Annotated in this window: 19 protein-coding genes and 1 pseudogene; 11 read left to right on the forward strand and 9 right to left on the reverse strand. The window is 73.4% G+C overall.

Annotated features, from left to right (window positions below):
* Positions 1-20: 20 nt before the first annotated feature.
* Positions 21-1,610: an MBL fold metallo-hydrolase gene (locus AB0J72_RS53390; RefSeq protein ID WP_363415136.1), complete on the forward strand. Its 1,590-nt coding sequence runs from the start codon at positions 21-23 to the stop codon at positions 1,608-1,610.
* Positions 1,611-1,668: 58 nt separating this feature from the next.
* Here the strand turns inward: AB0J72_RS53390 and dpgD are convergent, their stop codons facing one another.
* Genes dpgD through dpgA form a run of 4 tightly spaced genes read right to left on the reverse strand, consistent with a single transcriptional unit; the run spans position 1,669 to position 5,670 of the window.
* The gene (gene dpgD / locus AB0J72_RS53395; protein WP_363415138.1) at positions 1,669-2,475 is read right to left on the reverse strand and encodes an enoyl-CoA-hydratase DpgD; all 807 of its coding nucleotides are present in this window, start codon (positions 2,473-2,475) and stop codon (positions 1,669-1,671) included.
* Positions 2,472-3,794, reverse strand: a complete 1,323-nt coding sequence (dpgC, locus tag AB0J72_RS53400; RefSeq protein WP_363415141.1) for a (3,5-dihydroxyphenyl)acetyl-CoA 1,2-dioxygenase DpgC — start codon at positions 3,792-3,794, stop codon at positions 2,472-2,474. Before dpgC ends, dpgD begins: the two co-directional genes overlap by 4 nt.
* Positions 3,791-4,501, reverse strand: coding sequence for an enoyl-CoA-hydratase DpgB (gene dpgB, locus AB0J72_RS53405; protein ID WP_363415144.1), 711 nt, complete (start codon positions 4,499-4,501; stop codon positions 3,791-3,793). The genes dpgC and dpgB overlap by 4 nt, the downstream gene beginning before the upstream one ends.
* Positions 4,502-4,512: 11 nt before the next feature.
* Positions 4,513-5,670 (reverse strand): 3,5-dihydroxyphenylacetyl-CoA synthase DpgA, encoded by a 1,158-nt coding sequence (dpgA, locus tag AB0J72_RS53410; protein ID WP_363415147.1) that lies wholly within the window; start codon positions 5,668-5,670, stop codon positions 4,513-4,515.
* A 532-nt stretch (positions 5,671-6,202) separates the two neighbouring features.
* On the opposite strand from dpgA, the gene AB0J72_RS53415 reads away from it, so the two are divergent.
* Positions 6,203-8,092 (forward strand): ABC transporter ATP-binding protein, encoded by a 1,890-nt coding sequence (locus AB0J72_RS53415; RefSeq protein WP_363415150.1) that lies wholly within the window; start codon positions 6,203-6,205, stop codon positions 8,090-8,092.
* A gap of 48 nt (positions 8,093-8,140) precedes the next feature.
* Here the strand turns inward: AB0J72_RS53415 and AB0J72_RS53420 are convergent, their stop codons facing one another.
* On the reverse strand, positions 8,141-9,352 hold the full coding sequence (locus AB0J72_RS53420) for a cytochrome P450 (protein ID WP_363415153.1): 1,212 nt from the start codon (positions 9,350-9,352) through the stop codon (positions 8,141-8,143).
* A gap of 86 nt (positions 9,353-9,438) precedes the next feature.
* Positions 9,439-10,020: a TetR/AcrR family transcriptional regulator gene (locus AB0J72_RS53425; protein ID WP_363415156.1), complete on the reverse strand. Its 582-nt coding sequence runs from the start codon at positions 10,018-10,020 to the stop codon at positions 9,439-9,441.
* 67 nt (positions 10,021-10,087) lie between these two features.
* Between AB0J72_RS53425 and AB0J72_RS53430 the strand changes: the two genes are divergently transcribed.
* Positions 10,088-11,125: a hypothetical protein gene (locus AB0J72_RS53430; RefSeq protein ID WP_363415159.1), complete on the forward strand. Its 1,038-nt coding sequence runs from the start codon at positions 10,088-10,090 to the stop codon at positions 11,123-11,125.
* A gap of 340 nt (positions 11,126-11,465) precedes the next feature.
* Positions 11,466-11,918, forward strand: a complete 453-nt coding sequence (locus AB0J72_RS53435; protein ID WP_363415162.1) for a hypothetical protein — start codon at positions 11,466-11,468, stop codon at positions 11,916-11,918.
* A 19-nt stretch (positions 11,919-11,937) separates the two neighbouring features.
* Here AB0J72_RS53435 and AB0J72_RS53440 read toward each other — a convergent pair whose 3' ends face one another.
* A complete protein-coding gene (locus tag AB0J72_RS53440) occupies positions 11,938-12,060 on the reverse strand; it encodes a hypothetical protein (protein ID WP_363415165.1) in 123 nt (40 codons plus the stop codon).
* A gap of 94 nt (positions 12,061-12,154) precedes the next feature.
* Here AB0J72_RS53440 and AB0J72_RS53445 point away from each other — a divergent pair, with 94 nt between their 5' ends.
* The 3 genes from AB0J72_RS53445 to AB0J72_RS53455 all read left to right on the forward strand — a co-directional run bounded on the left by AB0J72_RS53445 (position 12,155) and on the right by AB0J72_RS53455 (position 14,805).
* Complete coding sequence (locus AB0J72_RS53445; protein ID WP_363415168.1) at positions 12,155-12,832, forward strand: hypothetical protein; 678 nt, start codon at positions 12,155-12,157, stop codon at positions 12,830-12,832.
* A 133-nt stretch (positions 12,833-12,965) separates the two neighbouring features.
* Positions 12,966-14,243, forward strand: coding sequence for a nucleotide disphospho-sugar-binding domain-containing protein (locus tag AB0J72_RS53450; protein ID WP_363415171.1), 1,278 nt, complete (start codon positions 12,966-12,968; stop codon positions 14,241-14,243).
* Between the two features lie 73 nt (positions 14,244-14,316).
* On the forward strand, positions 14,317-14,805 hold the full coding sequence (locus AB0J72_RS53455; RefSeq protein ID WP_363415174.1) for a flavin reductase family protein: 489 nt from the start codon (positions 14,317-14,319) through the stop codon (positions 14,803-14,805).
* Positions 14,806-14,811: 6 nt separating this feature from the next.
* On the opposite strand, the gene AB0J72_RS53460 is transcribed toward AB0J72_RS53455, so the two are convergent.
* On the reverse strand, positions 14,812-15,645 hold the full coding sequence (locus tag AB0J72_RS53460) for a phosphotransferase (RefSeq protein WP_363415177.1): 834 nt from the start codon (positions 15,643-15,645) through the stop codon (positions 14,812-14,814).
* A gap of 23 nt (positions 15,646-15,668) precedes the next feature.
* On the opposite strand from AB0J72_RS53460, the gene AB0J72_RS53465 reads away from it, so the two are divergent.
* Entirely contained in the window at positions 15,669-16,055 is a 387-nt protein-coding gene (locus AB0J72_RS53465) for a nuclear transport factor 2 family protein (RefSeq protein ID WP_363415180.1), read from the forward strand.
* Between the two features lie 9 nt (positions 16,056-16,064).
* Here AB0J72_RS53465 and AB0J72_RS53470 read toward each other — a convergent pair whose 3' ends face one another.
* Entirely contained in the window at positions 16,065-18,935 is a 2,871-nt protein-coding gene (locus AB0J72_RS53470) for a CHAT domain-containing protein (RefSeq protein WP_363415183.1), read from the reverse strand.
* Between the two features lie 84 nt (positions 18,936-19,019).
* On the opposite strand from AB0J72_RS53470, the gene AB0J72_RS53475 reads away from it, so the two are divergent.
* The 3 genes and pseudogenes from AB0J72_RS53475 to AB0J72_RS53485 all read left to right on the forward strand — a co-directional run.
* On the forward strand, positions 19,020-19,424 hold the full coding sequence (locus AB0J72_RS53475) for a hypothetical protein (protein ID WP_363415186.1): 405 nt from the start codon (positions 19,020-19,022) through the stop codon (positions 19,422-19,424).
* 52 nt (positions 19,425-19,476) lie between these two features.
* Positions 19,477-19,938: pseudogene (locus tag AB0J72_RS53480) on the forward strand (cadherin-like domain-containing protein); the annotation flags it as partial.
* 84 nt (positions 19,939-20,022) lie between these two features.
* Positions 20,023-20,436: hypothetical protein (locus AB0J72_RS53485; RefSeq protein ID WP_363415189.1), on the forward strand; the 414-nt coding region annotated here is incomplete at its 3' end.

Genomic DNA, 20,436 nt, shown 5'->3' on the forward strand with positions numbered 1-20,436 from the left:
AATCTACGTGGAGGACACTGATGAGTGACGCTGGCGAGCCGCGGTTCCTGCGGTCCAACGCGATTCTGGAGCCGCTGGTAGACCGCTTCTACGCATGGCTGCACACCGTCGCGCCGGTGCAGGGCTCCATGAATCTCGCCTTCCTGCAGGTGCCGCTGCTCGAGTCGTACCTGGAGAACCCCCAGGTGCACATCGCCGCGGTGAACAATCCGGAGCTGCGCGGCGGCTACTTCGTCGGCATCGAGGAGGCCCGCAAGCAGGAGGTCGCCGACCTGCTCGCCTCGATCAAGCGCGACCGCGCCGACATGCTGGCCTTCGCCAAGGCCATCATCGAGGGCGCCGACCTGGTGCGGGAGTCGGCCAACGGGTTCGACCTGACGCCGCTGTACCCGAAGCTGCCGAGCATTCTCAACGGCATGGTCGAGCTGGCGTACGACTCGGGCAACCAGGCCTCCCTGCACTTCATGGAGCCGGTGGTCTACAAGAGCTCGATGTTCGACGAGTCACGCCAGTCGGTGCAGCTGTCGCTGGAGGACGGCGTCGAGCGCCCGTTCATCCTCGCCACGCCGCGCCTGCCCGGCCCGAAGGTGCTGGACCTGCACATGCCGTTCCGCCACCCCGGCCTCGAGGAGCTGGTGAAGGCGCGCGTCCAGCCGACCACGGCGGGCCGCCTCCGGGAGGCGCTGGAGCTCGACGACACGCAGGCCCTGTGGCTGGACCGGCTGCTGGACACCAAGCCGAGCCTCAGCCCCGACCGGCACATCGAAGCCGGCGGCCGCATCCGCTACTTCGGCCACGCCTGCCTGGTCATGCAGACCCCGCAGGCCGCGATCGTCACCGACGCGTTCATCAGCGCCGACAACACCAAGGGCGACCGGTACACGCTGGACGACCTGCCCGACTTCATCGACCTGGTGCTCATCACCCACGGCCACCAGGACCACATCGTGCTGGAGACGCTGCTGCAGCTGCGCGGGCGGCTCGGCGCGGTCGTGGTGCCCCGCTCCTCCAAGGGCAGCATCGTGGACCCGTCGCTCGGCGCGTACCTGCGCAGCATGAACCTGCCCGTCATCGAGGTCGACGAGTTCGACGAGGTGCCGTTCCCGGGCGGGAAGGTGACCGCCACCCCGTTCCTCGGTGAGCACTCCGACCTCGACATCCGCTCGAAGTCGACCTACTGGGTGGAGCTGGCCGGCAAGAAGATCTTCGTCGGCGCGGACTCCTCCGGCATCGATCCGGTGCTGTACCGCCACATCCGCAGCCACCTCGGCAAGGCCGACATGGCGTTCCTGGGCATGGAGTGCGACGGCGCGCCGCTCACCTGGCTGTACCAGGCGATCCTCACCGTCACCGTGTCGAAGAAGATGAGCAAGTCGCGGAAGCTGTCGGGCTCCAACGCCGAGCAGGCGGCCTCCATCATGACGGAGCTCGGCTCGGACGAGGCCTACATCTACGCGATGGGCGAGGAGAGCTGGCAGGGCCACGTCATGGCGACGACCTACAACGAGGACACCTACCAGATCAAGCAGATCGAGGAGTTCCTCGGCTGGTGCGCCAACCAGGGCATCACCGCCGAGCACCTGTTCAACAAGCGCGAGTGGCGCTGGTGAACCTCCCGCAATGACGGAAGGCCGGCCTCGTCGAGGCCGGCCTTCGCGTTGTGTGCGGTCAGCGTCCGCGCCAGCGGGGCTCGCGCCCCTCAGCGAACGCGCGCGGTCCCTCCGCGGCGTCCTCGCTGTGCATGCGCCGCGCCTCCCACGGGTACGTGGCCGTGAACGCGTCCGGCAGCGGCATGTCCAGCGACCGCAGCACGGACTCCTTGATCGCGCGCACGGCGAGCGGGGCGGCCCGCACGAGGTCCGCGGTCCACCCGTCGACGCACGCGTCGAGCTGGTCGGCGGGCACGACCTCGTTCACCAGCCCCGCCCGCAGCGCCGCCTCGGCCGTCATCTGCCGGCCGGTCAGCAGGTGCCCCATCGCGACCTTCAGCGGCAGCTGCCTGGCGAGGCGGAACGCACCGCCGGCACCGGGCACCAGGCCGAGCCGGACCTCCGGCAGGGCGAACACCGACCGGTCGCTGGCGACGATGATGTCGCACGCCAGCGCCAGCTCGAAACCGCCGCCCAGCGCATAGCCGTCGACCCGCGCGAGCACGGGCTTGCTCAGGTCGAACCGTTCGGTGAGCCGTGGCCAGCCGGGCTGGCCGCGGCTGCCGAACGTCGTCGGTGCCGCGCCGGCCGCGTTCAGCCGGGCCCGCTCCCGAAGGTCCTGCCCAACGCAGAACGCGCGGTCGCCGGCGCCGGTGAGCACCGCGACCCGGAGCTCGTCGTCGGCCTCGAAGTCGTCCCAGACGGCCGAGAGCTCCTCGTGCGTGCGCAGGTCCATCGCGTTGAGCACGGCCGGGCGGTCGATCGTCACGTACGCGACGCCGCCACGCTTGGCGTACCGCACCCGGGGCGGCCCGCCGTCGCTCACGCGCCCCGCTCGGAGAAGCGCCGCACCTTGTCCAGCACGTCGTCGTCGTACATGCGCAACACCTGCTGCAGAGCGAACTCCGCCATGTAGTGGCGGAAGGTGTCCGGCGGTTCCTCGGCGGCGATGAGCATGTGCCGGTTGGCGACGATCGTCGGGCCCCGTAGCGTCTCCGCGGCGCGGTCGACGGCGTCGTCGAGGGCGGCCGGGTCGGCCACCTCGTCGATGAGGTACCTGGCGTCCGGCTCGGTGGCCCAGACCTTGCGACCCTGCAGGATGAGCCGGCGCGAGAACCGCGTGCCGGCCGCCCTGCCGAGACGGAAGTTGGAGGCGCCCGGGATGATGCCCTCCTGCGCCGCGGGCAGGCTGACGTAGGCGTCGGCGGCAGCGAGGACGTGGTCGAACACGAGCAGGAGCTGCGCCCCGCCGCCGATGGCGAAGCCGTCCACGGCGGCGACCCACGGCTTCTCGACGGTCCGCCCGGACCAGCGTGCCGGCTCGTCGAGCAGGATCCCGCGCTGCAGCTTGTGGATGTAGCCCAGTTCGCGGCGCAGGATGAAGCCGACCAGCGGGATGCCGCCGTGGTGCAGGGTCTTGAGGTTGATGCCGGCGCTGAACACCCGCCGGCCCTGATACCGGCGGTGCGTCATGACGCCGCCACGGACGACGCCGACCTCCGTGGCCGGGTCGAGCAGCGCCAGGTCGACGGCGGTCTCCATGTCCTCGACCTGGCGGCCGTCCTCGGCGTTGAGGCAGTCGTCGCGGCACAGGGTCAGGTGGGTGACCGCGCCGCGCCGCTCGAGCCGGACCGAGCCGAGGTCGGCGCTTCCGGTGCCGGCGAACCCGGGCAGCAGCCGCTGCGCCCGCTCGGTCGGTCGGAGCATCGCTTCCAGCAGGTGTGTCCCGCTGGTACGCGAGGCGAGCACCCGGTTGAAGAAGATGCCCTGGTCGATCTCGTGGCCTTCCTTGGCGGCCTGGGGCCGGTCGCGGTCGGCGGCGAGTTGCTCGGCGGTCGGCACCAGGCCGGGGAACCGGATCGCGGCGGACTCGGCGAGCTCGTCCAGGCGCAGGTGCCGGGCGCGGTCGCCGGTCAGCTCGGCGTAGACCGCGTCGACGTGCGCGTCCAGGAACGCGCAGCGCAGCGCCCGGACCTCGGCCTTGGCCGCCGCGGCGGCCGCCCGGTCCTGCGCGGTCCGCCGGTCCGAGGCGGGCAGCTTCTCGAGCACGGCGGCGGTCTGATCGGCGGCCGCCGCCAGCGCCTTCACCGCGTCCGGCAGGGCGCCGCCCACGGAGTGGTCCGTGGGCGGCTGCGCACCGCTCATACCGCGGCGCCCTGGCTCCGGGCCGCTTCCTGCCGCAGCGTCCGGTCGCAGGCGGCCAGATGCGTGCCGAGGGCCTCCTCGAAGCTCGTGGTCCCGGCGTCCATCATGAGCTGCCGCCGGATCGCGAGCTCCGGCCCCGACACGTCCCCGGTCCGGGCGGCGAACGCCGCCACCGCCGCCGTGACGTCGTCGGTGACCTCGTCCAGCAGTTGCAGGGCCAGCGCGTCGAGCCCGCCGATCGGATCGCCGAAGAGCAGCGCCCGGCGGACCGCGGCGGTGTGCGAGCCCTGGTGCGCCAGCCGGTACAGCGCCATGCCCGGCCAGGTGGCCTCGGATCCGGGCGGCCCGGCGGCGTCGCCGGTCGCGACAGGGGGCACGATCAGCCGCACCGAAGGCGTCGCGACGCGGTAGTCGGTGGCCAGCAACGCGTCCAGCGCGGGACCGCCGACGTCGCCGTCGGCGACCCCGATGAGGGTGACCGGCAGCCGCTCCAGCCGCCGCACCGCCCGCTCCCACCGGCTCACCAGCGCGACGGTCAGCCCTTCGGTCTGTGCCCGCGTGGGAGCGCCGGAGGCGTGCACGACCACCCGGCCGCGGCCGCCGAGCGCCTCGGCGCGGTCGCACACCTCGCCGAGGCGGGCGACCAGCTCGCCGGAGATCGGGTCCGTGCCGTCGACGGTGAGCGTCTCGGTGTCCGTTCGATGCATCGCCTTCTCCGTCACCATTGGACCAGCGCCGTTTCGATGGTCGAGCCCGGTCCCATCGTCATCAGGACCCCGTAGTCGCCCGGTTCGGCGACCCGTTCCGTCATCAGCCGCTCGTAGGAGAACAGGAACGAGCCGCTGGACAGGTTGCCGTAGTCGGCGAGCACGCCCGTGGTGTGGCGCAGGTCGTGCCGGGTGAGGCCGAGGTTGACCCGGACCGCGTCGATGACCTTCTTGCCGCCGGAGTGCACCAGCCAGTGCCGGATGGCGCTGCGCGGCAGGCCGGCCCCGCCCAGCAGCCGGTCCACGACGCGTTCGGCGTTCGCGCCCACCACGTACGGAATGTCGGGGTCCAGGAAGAAGCTGAATCGGTGCTGGTCGGCGTCCCAGTCGTAGCGCATCGCGCCGATGGCGTCGGTGATGATGTGGCTGGCGAAGGCCAGCACGCGCGGCCCTCCGGCGGGCGCGCTGCCAGCGGTCGCATCGGTGCCGCCTGTGCCGTCGGGGGCGACCAGGGCGATGGCCGCGGCGCCGTCGCCGAACAGGCTGTTGACGACCGCGGTGCGCATCGTGGAGTCGAAGGTGTAGGCGGCCGAGCAGGCCTCGGCGCACACCATGACGGCGAGCCGTCCCGGGTTGCCGCGGGCCCATGCCGCCGTGCCGTTGAGGGCGTTGAGCCCGGCGTTGCAGCCCATGCCGACGACGTCCACCCGGTGACAGCCGGGGTCGATGCCGGCCTCGCGGATGATGAGCGCGCTCAGGCCCGGGGTCAGGAACCCGGTGGAGGTGACGCAGCACAGGTAGTCGATGTCCGCGAGGCTCGCGCCGGCGTCGTCCAGGCCGGACCGGATCGCCCGCACGGCCATGTCGACGGCGAGCCGCGTGTGTTTCGCGAGGAGCTCACCCTGTGGCTCCGAGACGCGCCGGCCGTCGACGTCCGGTGGCGGGAGCGTCAGATGGCGGCGGTTGATGGCGCTGTTGAGGAACACCGACCGGATCTTCGGGTCGGTGATGCCGAACAGATCGAGGACTTCCTGCTGGGTGTAGGACTCGGCGGTGACGGCGGTGCCGACACCGGCGATGCGGGCGGCCACGGGCCGCGACACGGTCCGGGTGCGTGGTGCGGGCAGGTCGGGCAGCAGTGGGCGTTCGACGTCGATGCTGATGGTCATCGGTAGGTCCATCCCCACATGCGGGGCTTGGTGCGAGGTTTGACGGCCGTGCGGATCATTCGGATCGGACCTCCTGCGTCGGAGTGTCGGACAGCTGCGGCGCCGGCCGCGGCGGGCATCGGCGGCCCTGCGGTGGGCAGGGTCCGGCCCGGCGAGCCGGCCCGCACGATCATCACGCGGCGGTGCCGTGGTGGCCAGCCGTGTGCGCGCACACGCATTCACAGGCATCGCGGTGACGCGCGCTCAACTGCTGGCCGACGCAGTTGAACAAGCGGGTGCGAATCACCGCCCATGTTCAACCGGCCCCGCCGCACGGTTGAATGGCGCGCGATGTCGGCACGACCGGGCGCCCGGCACGGCCACCCGCCGCACCGCAGCGATCATCTCGCCGGTGGCCGACGGTTTGCCAGTGCCCGTGCTTGCCGCCCGGCCGGTGTCGAACAGTCCCGCGGTCCTCGCCGGGCCGCCACAAGCAGGGATGGTGCTAATGGCACGGACGGACGGCCCGCCTCGCGGCCCCGTGGGCATGCGTATGGATGAATCGATCACCCGCCAGCGGATCCGTCCGGGGACGTTCCGGCGGGTCATTCCGCTGATCATGCAGCGGCGCTGGGCGGTGCTGGCGTTGCTGTCCATCACCGCGGTCGAGGCGGTGCTGGTCGCCGCCGGCCCGCTGCTGCTCAAGGCGCTCATCGACGAGGGGATCGGCCGCCACCGCCTGGGGACGGTGATCGCGCTGGCCTCCGCGCTCGCTGGTCTGACCGTGTTCGGCGCGATGATCAGCTACCTGCAGGCGTGGCTGTCCGGCCGGGTCGGTCACGGCCTCGTGTACGACCTGCGCACCGAGGTCTTCGACCACGTCCAGCGCCAGCCGCTGGTGTTCTTCACGCGCGCGCAGACGGGATCGCTGGTCAGCCGGCTCAACTCCGACGTCATCGGCACCCAGCAGGCGGTGACGACGCTGCTGTCGAAGTCGCTGTCCATCGTGCTCACCCTGCTCGTCGTGCTCGCGTCGATGTTCTACCTGTCCTGGCAGCTCACGCTCGCGACCCTGGTCCTGATCCCGCTGTTCCTGTGGCCCGGCCGGGTGGTTGGTGCCCGGCTGCAGCGCATCGCCCGCGAGGGGATGCAGATCGACGCCGAGATCGGCTCGATGATGACCGAGCGCTTCAACGTCGCGGGGGCGATGCTCAGCAAGCTCTACGGCCGGCCGGCGCAGGAGTCCGCGTCGTTCGCCAAGCAGGCGGACCGGATGCGCAACATCGCGATCCTCGCCACCGTCTACGGCAGCGTGCTCGGCACCATCCTCGCCACCCTCACCGGTCTCACCACCGCGGTGCTCTACGGCTTCGGCGGCGCGCTCGTCATCGACGGCGTGCTGCAGGTCGGCACGCTGGTGGCGCTCTTCGCGCTGCTGAGCCGCCTGTACAACCCGATCGTCCAGCTCAACTCGATCCAGGTGAACATCGTCACGACGCTGGTGAGCTTCGACCGGATCTTCGAGGTGCTGGACCTGGAGCCGCTGATCGAGGAGCGGCCGAGCGCTCACGCGCTGCCGGCCGCCGGCGCGGGCGCACCGGCGCCGGACATCGAGTTCGTCGACGTGGACTTCCGGTATCCGACGGCGGCGGAGGTCTCGTTGCCGTCGCTGGAGACCATCCACCTGGCCGCGCCGGAGCGCTCCGACGACGCGATGGTGTTGCACAGCCTCAGCTTCCGCGCGCCCGCGGGGCGGATGACCGCGCTGGTGGGCCCCTCCGGCGCGGGCAAGAGCACCATCACGCAGCTCGTCCCCCGCCTGTACGACCCGGTCGCCGGGACCGTCCGGATCGGCGGGCACGACCTGCGGGACCTCACGCTGCAGTCGGTGACCGACGCCGTCGGCGTCGTGTCGCAGGACGCCCACATGTTCCACGACACCCTCCGCGCCAACCTGCTCTTCGCCCGGCCCGATGCGACGGAGGAGCAGCTGGCCGACGCGTGCCGGTCCGCGCGGATCTGGGACACGATCGCCGCGCTGCCCAACGGGCTCGACACGGTCGTCGGCGACCGCGGTCACCGCATGTCCGGCGGGGAGAAGCAGCGCGTCGCGCTGGCCCGCCTGCTGCTGAAGTCGCCGCCGGTCGTCGTGCTCGACGAGGCCACGGCGCACCTGGACTCCGAGTCCGAGGCGGCCATCCAGCGCGCGCTGAAGACGGCCCTGGCCGGCCGGACGTCGCTGGTGATCGCCCACCGGCTGTCCACGGTCCGCAACGCCGACCAGATCCTCGTCATCGACGGCGGTCGGGTCCGGGAGCGCGGCACCCACGACGAGCTGCTCGCCGCCGGCGGGCTCTACGCCGAGCTGTACCGCACCCAGTTCGCGACGCAGCTCGACGTCGCCGACATCGAGCAGGCGGTGCCGCAGACGGCGGTGCGCTGAGCGATCGGTCCGCGGGCGGCGGCCCGACCACGCCGCCCGCGGACCGGCTCAGACGCTTCTCGGCACCAGCTTCACCGGCAGTCGCTCCAGGCCGTTCACGACGATGGAGTCCAGCCGGACCGGGTCGCCGGCCGGCTCGACGTCCAGCGACCTGTCGATGAGCTCCTGGTACAGCAGCCGGATCTCGACGCGGGCGAGCACGCTGCCCACGCAGAAGTGCTCGCCGAAGCCGAGCGACAGGTGCCGGTTGGGCTGCCGCCGCACGTCGAACCGGTCAGGGTCGTCGAACACGGTGTCGTCCCGGTTCGCCGACGGCAGCCACAACGTGACGAGGTCGCCGGCGTCGATGTGACGGTCGCCGATCTGCACCGGCCGGGTCGCGGTGCGCATGATGTGCGTCGGCGTGGAGGTCCACCGCAGCACCTCTTCGACCGCGGTCGGCAGCAGCCCCGGGTCCTCGGTGAGCAGCCGCCACTGCTGGGGGTGTTCGATGAAGGCGAGCATGCCGCCCGCAGCGGCGATGCGGGTGTTCTCGGCGCCGCCGACGAACAGGTTGTCGCAGTTGAGCAGGATCTCCTGCTGGGTGAGCGGCTCGCCGTCGATCCGTCCGGTGACCAGCACGCTGACCAGGTCGTCGCCCGGGTCCGCCGCCTTGGCCGCGCTGAGGCTCTGGAAGTACCCCATGATGTCCAGGTGCGCGAACCGCCGCGTCATCGCGTCGCCTCCGCCGAACGCCTGGCGGCTCAGCGTGAACAGCCGCTCCCAGTCGGCCCGCGGGACGCCCATCATGCTGCAGATCATGTACAGCGGGATGCGCGCGGCGATGTCCTCGACGAAGTCGCACTCCCCGCGCTGCACCGCGAGGTCGACCACGCTGCCGGCGACCTCCTGCATCTTCGCCTCGATCCCGCGGATCGACCGGAGCGTGAACCACTCGTCGACCAGTCCCCGCAGCTGCCGGTGCCGCGGCGGGTCGGTGAGCGCGAGCGTCCGGCCGCCGCCCGGGTCCGCGCCGTGCCCCGAGGGGCGCAGCAGGATGCCTTGCGCCGAGCTGAACGTCTCGGCGTCACGGAAGACCGCCTTGATGTCCTCGTACCGCGTCAGGGCCCAGAAGGCCGGATAGTCGGTCGCCGCGTGGCGGTGCACGGGGTCGTTGTCGCGGAGCCATCGCCATTGCGCGAACGGATCGCCGTCGCTGTACAGCCCCGGATCGACCAGATTGATGTGTGGTGCGGAACCCGCTGAAGCATCGTAGGGCACCGGCGAACCGTGCCACCGTCCTCCCGAGCGGTCAACATGGTGCACAGGCACGCACGACGGGCGCGAGCCCGGTGGAGCGGCGCGGTTCAGCCGCGCCCGCGGACGAGGGGCAGGAACACCTCGTCGACGAGCTCGACGAGCACCTCGTCAGGTACCGAGGGGATGCCGCGCATCGCGTATTCGGCGCGCAGCAGCATCATCGGCGCGGCCGCGACCCTCGGGTGGACCGCCGCCGCCGGCGCCTCGCCGCGGGCCACGGCCCGTCCGAGCATGGTCAGCCAGGCGCGGTCCATGGTGTCCGCGCCGGAGCGTTCGCGCATGAGGGTGAGCAGTTCGGGGTCGTCGGCCGCGGCGGCGAGCAGGCCACGCAGGATCGCGCCGTGCGGTGAGGACCAGGTCTGGTTCGCCAGGCGCAGCATCTCCAGCGCGTCGCCCCGCAGGGTGCCCGTGTCCGGGTCGGGCAGCACGGCGTCGGACAGGTGCCGGTACGCGGCGATCCCCAGCGCGGCACGGTTCGGCCAGCGGCGGTAGATGGCGTTCTTGTTGGTCCCGGCCCGCCCCGCTACCCGGTCCATGGTCATGCCCGCGTAGCCGGACTCCCGCAGCTCCTCCGCCGCCGCGTGCAGGATCGCCCGCTCCAGGTCCTCGCCGCGACGTCTCGTGCTCATGGCTTGCAGGGTACTGGACGTACCTTATAGGGTACGCGTCGTACCTTACGAGCGAGGAGAGCTTCGCATGCGCGTCTTCGGCATGAACTACGACACCGGCTTCGTGAGCGCCGGGTCCACCACCCACGAGCCGTTCGACCCTCAGGTGGTGCAGCGGGACCTGCGCGTCATCCGGGACGAGCTGCACTGCGACGCGGTGCGCATCACCGGTGGCGTCCAGGACCGGCTCGAACTGACCGCACGGCTCGCCGCCGACGCCGGGCTCGAGGTCTGGTACTGCCCGTTCACCAACGGCCTCGACCGTGACGGGCTCATGGCCTTCGTGCTCGACGGCGCGGCGCGGGCCGAGCGGCTGCGGCGCGACGGCGCTTCCGTCGTGTACCTCGCCGGCTCCGAGATCTCGATGTTCACCGACGGCTTCCTGCCCGGCCGGGACCTGACCGAGCGCATGGCGCTGTTCACCGACCCGATGCGGATGCGGGAGGCCGTCCCGGCCGCACGCGCCGCGGTCCGGGACTTCTTCGCCGAGGCGGTGCCGGCGGTACGCGAGCGCTTCGGCGGACCCGTCGGGTATGCCTCGATCCCCCTCGAAGCCGCGGACTGGACGCCGTTCGACATCATCGCCAGCGACGCCGGCTACCGCGACGCGACCAACGCCGCGGCGTTCCCGCAGACCCTGGCGGCGGCCGTGGGCCAGGGCAAGCCGTTCGCCGCGACCGAGTTCGGCTGCTGCACGTTCCGCGGCGCCGCCGACGTCGCGGGCGCGGCGGAGCCGGTGACCTACGACGAACACGGCCGCGCCGCGACGCTCACCGCCGCCCTGGAACGCGACGAGGAAGGCCAGGCCCGGTACATCGTGGACCTGCTGCGCGACTACGAGGCCGGCGGCGTGGAGGCGGCGTTCGTGTACACGTTCGCGAACCGGCACCTGCCGACGACCGACGACCCGGCCCGCGACTTCGACCTGGCCGCGCGCGGGATCGTGCGGGTGCTGCCGGACGGCTCGTGGACCCCGAAGGCCGCCTTCCACGCCCTCGCCGAGTACGGCCGCGCCCGCGCGGACCTCAGGGCGCGCGAAGGAACGCCGAGCGCTCCTCGCCGGTGAGGTCCCGCGTCACGCGGCTGCGGGCCAGGGGCAGCACCCCGTGGGCGTCCTGACAGGCCGCGCAGGCCCACTGGCGGCGGCCGTCGGGGGGCGAAGGCATCGACCTGCGCGGTCGCGTCTCAGCGGTACGCGGGCGCCGAAGCCAGCGGCCGGCCGCCATGAGCACATCCATGCGCTTCCCCCGATCGTCGCGGTGTCGTCGCCTGCCGCCAGGATCGCAGAACCTGCGTGGCGACAGGGGCAGGCGGCGGTGTTCAACTGAGGACGTAGAGGTGCCCGGAAATGTCCGCTACGGTCGCCCGGCAATTGCCGCAGATCCATCTCGTGTGAGGGGACACGTATGAGCATCCGAAAGGCCGTCACCACGGCCGTCGCCGTGGCGGCCACCGCCGCCGGTCTCGTCCTGACCGCCGGTGCGCCCAGCTCGGCCGCGTCGGGCTACAACCCGCCACGGCAGTGCAGCCTGTACGACCAGAGCGGCTACAAGGGCGACGTCTGCGTCACCTACTACGGGTTCGGCGACGGCGTGTTCGTGGCCGATGCGCACGCCGAGCGCTACCCCGCCGGCTGCGCCCGGTTCCGGGTCGACCTGATCGACACGTACGGCACGCGGACGTGGACCAGCGGCGACGTCCCGTGCGTCACCGGCACGGTCGGCAGCGCACGGTACCCGGCGATCGTCTTCGTCAAGGAACGGGCGCAGGCCCGTGTCACGAGCTACGACAGCACGGGTGCCGTTCTGCTGTCGGTCACCACGGACGTGCTCGCGTCGCCGTACGCACCTCGCCTCTGACCCACGCGGGCGCCGCGCGTCACCCCGGCCATCGGGTGGCGCGCGGCGTCGCGCCGGTGCCCCACCGGTGCCGGACCGCCACGACCAGCGCGACCCCGGCCGTCCAGGCGCCCGGCACGAGCGCCGCACCACGCAGGCTCACGCTCGAACCAGGCCAGCGGCGGTCACAAAGCCGGATCATGGGTACGTGGGGCCGTCCACACACGGCCAGGCGGTTCCACAGACCCAGGAGAGCGATGACACCCGGCGGCATCGTCACGGCGGCCCTTCGAGACGGCCTGTTCCCTGACGGCGCCCGTTCCCTGGGGCGGGGCTGGGTCGTGTGGGTGGAGGGCGACCTCGAGTATCGAGTCGTGGTCGACCGCGACGGCACGCACATGCGCCGGCGCGCCTTCCTCGGCGACGCACGCCTCGGCCCTGCGATGGAGCGGTACGGGCGGCTGTCCGTGCCACTCGACCCGGCACTCGCGGACCCCGTCTGGCCTCAGGGCAGCCGGCTGGGCCCCGACCACGCCGCCGCCCTGCAGCGGCTGTGCCGCGACGCGCGGTCGTTCGCACACAGCCGGCGCGAGCTCGCGCTGCTGATGATGTCACCGGAGGACGTCCGTCGCGGCGAGCTCGTCGCGTGGCTTCCCTCCGGCGGCTGGCCCGGTCGCCTGGCGCAGGCGCTGGTCATCGCGACGGACCTCGACGATCAGCCGCTGGCCGGCGAGATCCGCGGCCTGATCGGGTCCCGGGCAACCCGCGTCGTCAGCCGGCGCCCCCGTCACGCCCCCGACGTGACGCAGGCCGAGCGAGATCGTCTGGACGCGCTGTACCTGGACCGCGGCGACCTCGAGCAAGACGTCGTGCGGCAGGTCGAACACTGGCTGGCGCAGTACAGCAGGGCTCTCGGCCGAACGATCACCCTCTGACACACCTCGGCCGGGCCGCGCCGAATGACGGTCCCGCGAGGGTTTGCGGATCGTCGATCCGGCCGGTGCCGGTGCTGCGGGGGAAGGGGTACGGTCGACGCGCGGCTGTGTCCTGTGCGGGGAGGGGTCGTCGGTGGCGCGGATCCTGGTGACCAGCTTGCCGTTCGCGGGGCATGTGGGGCCGACCGCGGCGGTGGCGGCCGAGCTTGTCCGGCGGGGGCATGACGTGACCGGGCACACCGGGGCGAAGTACCGCGGGCGGTTCGAGAGCGTCGGGGCGCGGTGGCTGCCGTGGAGCCAGGCGCGGGACTACGACGACGCCCGGCTCGCCGACACGTTCCCGCGGGTCGGTGGCGGCAAGGGGATCAAGGCGAACTTCGCGAACTTCACCGACATCCTGCTCGGCACCGCGCCGGGGCAGGCGGCGGACATCGTCGCGGCGAGGGCGTTCGACCTGATCGTGAGCGACCAGCTGGCGTTCGGTGGGGTGCTCGCCGGGGAGGCGCTCGGCGTGCCGTGGGCGTCGGTCGCGGTGATCCCGTTGACGCTGCCGAGCCGGGACCTTCCGCCGCCGGGGCTGCCGGTGCGGCCCGCGACCGGACGGCTGGCCCGGTGGCGCGACGCGGCGCTGTGGCCGCCGGTGCGGCTGGCGACCCGGTTGACCATCGAGCCGAAGCTGACCCGGGTCCGGGCCGCGGCCGGGCTCGGACCCGCCGCCGTGCCGGGGCCGGACGGGCTGTACTCGCCGCACCTGGTGCTGGCGCAGGGCGTGCCGGGGCTCGACTACCCGCGCAGCGACCTGCCGCCGCACGTGCACTACGTGGGGCGGCTCGCATCGCCCCCGACCACGCCCGGCGAGCTGCCCGCATGGTGGCCGGAGATCGAGACGGCGCGGGCCGAGGGGCGGCCGGTCGTACACGTGACGCAGGGAACGCTCGACGTCGACCCCGACGACCTGATCCGCCCCGCTCTCGCCGCCCTCGCGGACTCCCCCGCCCTCGTCGTGTGCACCACCGGCGGCCCGCCCGCCGGAGTCACGCTGCCGGCCAACGCCCGGGCGGCCGCGTTCCTGCCGCACGACCAGCTGCTGCCGCTCGTCGACGTGGTCGTCTCCAATGCCGGGTGGGGCGGCACCCTTGCGGCGATCGCGGCCGGCGTGCCGATGGTCGTCGCGGGCGCCACGCTCGACAAGCCCGAGGTCGCCCGCCGGGTCGCCTGGTCCGGGGCCGGGATCGACCTGCGCACCGGCACGCCCGGCCCGGCCAAGGTCCGCACCGCCGTGACCCGGGTCCTCGCCGACCCGGGGATGCGCCGGCGGGCCGCCGACCTGTCCGCCAGGCTCGCGGCCGCGGGCGGCGTCCCCAGGGCGGCCGACCTGCTGGAGGACCTGGCCGGCCGCGCCGGGACTTGACCTCAAGTTCGGTTGAGGTTTTAGGGTGGCGATGTTGGCGTTGGTACGAGGGGACGGAAGGCGGGCCGGGCCGGTGACCGTCGAGGTCGACATGGGGGTCGTTGCGTCGTTCAAGGCGGCGTTCCGCGGCTATCCGACGGGGGTGGCGGTCATCGCGGCGGCCGGGCCGGACGGTCCCGTCGGGCTGACGGCGTCGAGCGTCGCGTCGGTGTCGCTGGCGCCGCCGGCGTTGTCGTTCTCGGTCATGGACTCGCCGTCGGCGCGGCTGATCGTGGCGGCGGGCAGCTTCGTCGTACACCTGCTGGGGGCGGCGCACGAGGACCTGGCCCGGCAGTTCGCCGAGCCGGCCGGCCGCCGCTTCACCGACGACCAGCCGTGGACGACGCTCCCCACGGGCGAGCCGCTGCTGCACGGCGTGCCGGCGGCGCTGCGGTGCACGACCCTGCACCGGCTGCCGGTCGGCGCCTCGACCGTGGTCGTCGCCGAGGTCGCCGACGCACGGATCGGCCCGGCCGACGTCGCGCTGACCTACCGCGAGCGCCGGTTCCACGCCGGCCGGTAGCGACGGTCAGGGCGCCAGGACCTCGGCGATCATGCGGTGGCCCTGGGCCTCGAAGGTCTCGTCGCCCACCTTGTACGCCCAGGCGGCCGTGGCGATCGCCTCGCGGACCCGGGTGCGGTGCCACGCGGCGGGGTCGCGCGGGTCGGCGCCGTAGCCGTCGAGGAACGCCGCCTCCAGCGACGGGTCGTGGCGGAACTGCTGGGCGGCGAGGCGGGTGAGGTCGCTCGCGGCGGGGCGCATCGCGGCGCGGCCGAAGTCGATGACGGCGACGGCACCGTCGTGGACGAGCCAGTTGCGGGGCTGCCAGTCGCCGTGCGTCGGCACCAGGCGGGCCGGCGGCGTCGGCCAGCCGGCGATCTCGGCCCGCAGCCGCTCGGCCGTGGCCGCCGCGATCCGGTGTGGACCGTCCAGCCAGGACAGGGACCTGGCGTTCTCGCGCTGCTCGTGGTCCTCGGCGGGCTGCGCGGGCTGGGCGTGCAGCAGCGCCAGGAGCGCGCCGGCCTGCCGGTAGATCGCGGGGTCGTCCTCGGACGCGGTGCCGAGGACGAGGCTGCCCGGCAGGAACCGCGTGACGACCAGCTTCGCGTCGTCGTCGCCGTGCTCCAGCGCCGGCGCCTGGCCGCGGGACGTCCACGGGGCGAGCCAGTGCCGGTGGGCGTGCAGCTCGCGGGCGATGTGGTGGTCGCTGTCGCCGCCGGCCTTGACGATGAACCGGGCCCCGCCGCAGGTCACCTCGAGGACGGTGGTCGCGACCAGTCCCCAGCTGTGGTCGCGCTCGACGGTCGCGCCCGGCAGCCATTGCCGCAGCAGGTCCTGCTGCCGTGGTGAGAGACCTGTCACCGGCCGATTGTAGGGTCGGCCGTGTGGACGACGACGCCCGTACCAGACAGCTCGCCCTTGCGTACGTGGACAGCCTGGAGCTGCGTGACTGGCCGCGCCTGACCGACCTGCTCGCCGAGGAGGTGGTGTACGAGCTGCCGCAGACCCGCGAACGCATCCGCGGCCGGGACGCGTTCGTCCAATTCAACCGCGAGTACCCCGGCGACTGGCACCTGGGCGTGCGCCGCGTGCTCGCCGACGGCCGCCAGGCGGCGCTGTGGCTCGACGTCCGGGTCGGCGCCGACGAGATCCTCGACGCCTGCGTCTGGCTCGAGGCCGCCGAGGACGGCCTGATCGCGCGGATCACCGACTACTGGCCGGAGCCCTACGACCCGCCGGCCGGCCGCGAGCACCTCGTCGAGCGCTGGTAGCCGGCCCGGTCAGGCGCCCGTGTAGGCGAACGCGGCCCAGTAGCGGGGGTGGCGGTACGGGCACTCGTCACCGCCGACCGGTTCGGTGCCGGGCAGCAGCGCGGTCAGCTCCGCGCGGGTCGCGCCGGACAGCCACCGCTGCGCGAGGTTCAGCGCGACGGCCGGCGGCTGCCGGTCGCGGCACCACAGCCGGTAGAAGGCGGACATCAGGTACGCGGTCGCGAGGTCGTCGACCTTCCACGCGCTGGCGAGCACGCCGGCGAACCCGGCCTGCAGCAGCGCCGACGGCAGCCCGACGACCTCGTTGGGCGCGGCGACCTCGGTGAGGTTGGTCTCGCACGCCGACAGCACCGCGAGCCGGCGGCGGCCGGTCGGCAGGACCTGCCGCAGCTCCCCCAGCCTGACCTCCCGGTCGGTGAAGACCAGCCGGGTGTCCAGGATCGAATGCGGCTGCGCCACGCCGTGGCAGGCCAGGTGCCACACGGTGTACTCGTCGGCGCAGTCGCGGAACTCGTCCCAGGTGCAGTTGTGGGTGACGCGCGTGCCGGGCGCCGTCCAGGACCGGGCGACGGCAGCGGTCTCGCGGGCGACGTGCTGCAGCGGCGTGCCGCCACCGGGGCCGGTCGGCGCGTCGACGGCGAGCAGCGGCTGCGGCAGGCCGTCCAGGTCGCGGGCGAGGTCCTGGCAGCGGCGCAGGCTGCGGGCGTTCGGCGCGTACCGGATCGCGGAGAACAGGCCCGTGTGGCGCGACTCGGAGTCGCCGGCGGCGTGCAGCGGCAGCAGGCTCAGCAGGCCGACCGGGACGAGCGTCACGACGCGGCCGCGCGCCTTGTCCAGCAGCAGGTCCCGCATCCCGCCGTCCCACAGCGTGCGCAGCACGGCGTTCAACGGGTCGACGGTGGCGGCGGCGCGCGGCGCGGCCAGGTCCCGCAGCGACGCGACACCGCGGACGGACGGGCCGGTCGGTGGCGGGCCGACGAGCGCGGCGACGGTGGCCCGGTCGAGCTTCGGCAGCTGGACGAACTGCGGGTCGTGCCGGGCGGCGACGACGAGCGCGTAGCCGCCGGCCTTCGCCCCGGCGATGTACAGCAGCGCGCCGTCCCCGGTCGCCGCCGTGATCGCGGAGTAGTCGACGGCGACGCGCTCACGGGCGCCGCCGAGCGCGTCGGTCAGCGCGATCGCCCGGCCGGTCTCCAGGGCGACGACGGCCTCCCGGTACCGGCGGCTGCGCGCCAGCCAGTAGCCGGCGTCCTCGATGTGTTCCTGCGCGGCGGCGAGGACCCGTTCGCGGGCGCGGGCCCCGGTACGCTCGGCGGCGTCCAGCGGGATGAGCGCCACGAGGTGCTGGTACGCCTCGGCTGCCAGCTCCGGCTCGCCCGTGCCGACCGCCCAGCCCACCCATGCGGTCGCGAACCTGGCCCGATCGGTGGCGCTCCTGGCCGCCGCGACCGCTGCCCGCCAGGCCTGCTGCCGGCGGGCCGGATTCCGGCGCCCGGTCGCCGTGTCGTGGGCGGACAGCGCTTCCAGCAGCACGATCCGGTCCTCCGTGCCCGGCCGGCGCCAGGACCGGCAGCGTCGGCGGGCCAGCCGCAGCGCCTCCCGTACGTCGGCGGCACGCGGTGCGGGCGTCGCGCGCCGCACCCGCCACAGCAGCAGCCGCGCCAGCTCTGTGTCCGCGGCGGTGGTCCGTCGCCACCAGCGCAGGCCGAGTCGCCGGCCGGTGCGGCAGTCGGCGATCCCGGCGTCGAGCGCGGCCGCGCCGCCGGGATCGTGCAGCGCCCGGACCCGGCCGAGCGTGGCGTGGACGACCGGCCGCAGGTGCGCGCCGACGTCGTCGGTCGCCTGGGCGGCCCGGTCCAGCTCGGTCATGGCCGGCACCAGCGATCCGTCCAGGACGTGGCGCCGGGCGCGCAGCAGGTGCAGCAGGCCCGGCGAGACGCCGTCTGCGGCGAGGCGCCGGATCAGCGCGTCGAGGGGACCGGCGTCGTCGTGGAGCTCCGCGGCGTCGAGCGCGTCCGCGGCGAGCGCCACGGTGGTCCAGGGGCTCGCCGGGCCGCCGGCGCCGCGCGCCGTCAGCGGTGGGAGACGCTCGCCGACCGGCCCCGGTGCGTGGCGTGCGTCGTCGATCCGTTCCCTGGCGCGGCGCTGCGCCCGCACCAGCCGGACCCGGGCGAACCCTTCGTGGTGCCAGGTCGCCAGGACGTCCTCCGAACGCGCGGCGACGTCCTCCATGAGGCCGAAGATCTCGGCCTCGTACGGGTGCCCGATCGACGCCTCGCGTTCGAGCAGGTCGATGCATGCCGACACGAAGGTCCGGGCGTCGGTGCGCCGCTCGTTGTCCGCCTCGAGGTCATGGGTGTCGATCCGCGGGTACCAGTGCCGCAGCTCCGGCAGCGCGGCGTCGATGTCGTCGGCACGGGCAGCGATCATCAGCATCTGCCGGGTCGCCGGCGTCACCCACCAGCCCTCGCCGCTCTCCTGCTGGCGCTGCCGCGTGTGCCGGAACGCCTCCCACGCCGCCCGCCCGGCCGCGCCGTCCCCGCGGCGCCACGCGTCCTCGTACGCCCACACGTGCTGCTTGAGCTCGGCGGCGGTGCGCCCGTGCCAGTCCGCGCCCGCGAGGTCGCGCCGGATCTGGTGCCGCTCGGCCTCGTGCGCCCACGGCTCCTCGAACGCGGGGTCGGCCGGGTGCCCGCAACTCGGACAGGGAAACGGCCACCACCCCGGCACGACGTCGTCGCCGGTGTGGCAGTTCTCGTTCCAGCAACGCCACCCGCGCACCCGGGCCTCCGGCGGCGCCAGGTATCCGTACGACGTCCGCGGCGGACGTCGGCTCCGCGCCGTCATCGTGCGCTCCCACCAGCCGTCGGACGTGCTCACCCCGCACCTGACGGACAGCGGTCCGTCAGAAGGGTTCGGGTCCGAACATTCACCGGGAGGGACGGGTCACGACATGAGGCACCGATGGGCTGGCTGAGACGCACGGCCGGGACGCGGTTCCCCGCCGACATGCTGGCGCGGCTGGAGCTGATGGGCCGGTTCGAGATGGACCCCGTGAGCTCCGGCGAAGACGCGACCCAGATCTATCCGAGATGTATCGCCCCGTTCTACGTGCAGGCGAAGGCCGACCCGCAACCCTTCGTGTCGGCGCTGCTGGCCGCGGTCCGCGACGACACCGGCGGGTTCGCCACGTACGGGGCGAGCTGCCTCGTCGTGGAGCTGCTGGGCACCGGTCAGCGGTTCGAGGAGGCGCTGGAGCTGCTGGACCGCGCGATCGCGGTCAAGCGCGACCGCGGCCTGCCCAGCGCCGCGCTCAAGGGCTACGAGTGGACCCGCTGGCTCGACAAGCACGGGCCCGGCACCTGGTGACCGGCCTGCTGTAGCCGCGCGGCGCCGACCGGGCTGTGGCACCGCGACGGTCACCGCGCAGGTCAGTCCCCTGGCGGCCGCCGACCTGTACAGCACCGGGAAGAACGTCACCCTGAACGCGTCGACGAGCGTGCTGGCCAACGACGCCTGCACCGGCTGCACGGTCAGCACGACGCTGGTCACCGGGCCGCGGCTCAACGGCAGCGCCAGCGGCACCGTCACGATGGCGGTCAACGGCACGTTCACCTACGTCCCGGCGACGAACGCGACCGGGACCGTCACGTTCACGTACCGGGCCACCGACGGCGCCGGCCGCACCACCGACGGGCAGGTCACCGTCAACGTCGCCGACCTCGCACCGGACTACTTCACCACCCGCCTGGCGGTCACCGGCGCCGGCACGGCGTGGCTCACCGGCCTCGGCCTGGCCCTGCTCCTCACCGGCGCCGGCGCGGTCCACCTGTCGCGCTCCTGGCGCTCAGGCAAGACGCACCGCTACCGACCCGCGCGGTGAGGCGGCCCGGCGCCGATTCCGGAGTTGCATCCGGTACCCAGGTACAGGCTTACCGTCGAGGGACACCAGCCTGAGGAGCCTGTCATGTCGTTCGACGTCCCTGCCGCGTGCACCCTGCCGACCGCGGAACGGCCGCTGCGGTTCGCCGAGTTCGACGCGCTGTTCAGCAGCGCCGTCCGGTCGGTCGAGACCGTGAGCCCGACCCATGCCCGGATGCGGCTGGCCGGGCCGGCCGGCCTCGAGGCGACGGTCCGCGACCTCGCCGCGCGGGAGACCGCGTGCTGCTCGTTCTTCACCTTCACCGTGACGCCCGGCCCGGCAGCCGGCGCGCTCGTCCTCGACATCGAGGTACCCGCCGCGTACACGGACGTCCTCGCGTCCCTGGCCGGCCGGGCGACGGCCGCCCGCGGCACCGCCGCGACCTGGCCGACGAACCTGGGCTTCGTCGGCGGCACCGACGACCCGACGGGCCTGACCCAGCTCGGCGCCCGGCCCTAC

It is taken from the genome of Dactylosporangium sp. NPDC049742 (assembly GCF_040674675.1).
GTDB classification, from domain to species: domain Bacteria; phylum Actinomycetota; class Actinomycetes; order Mycobacteriales; family Micromonosporaceae; genus Dactylosporangium; species Dactylosporangium maewongense.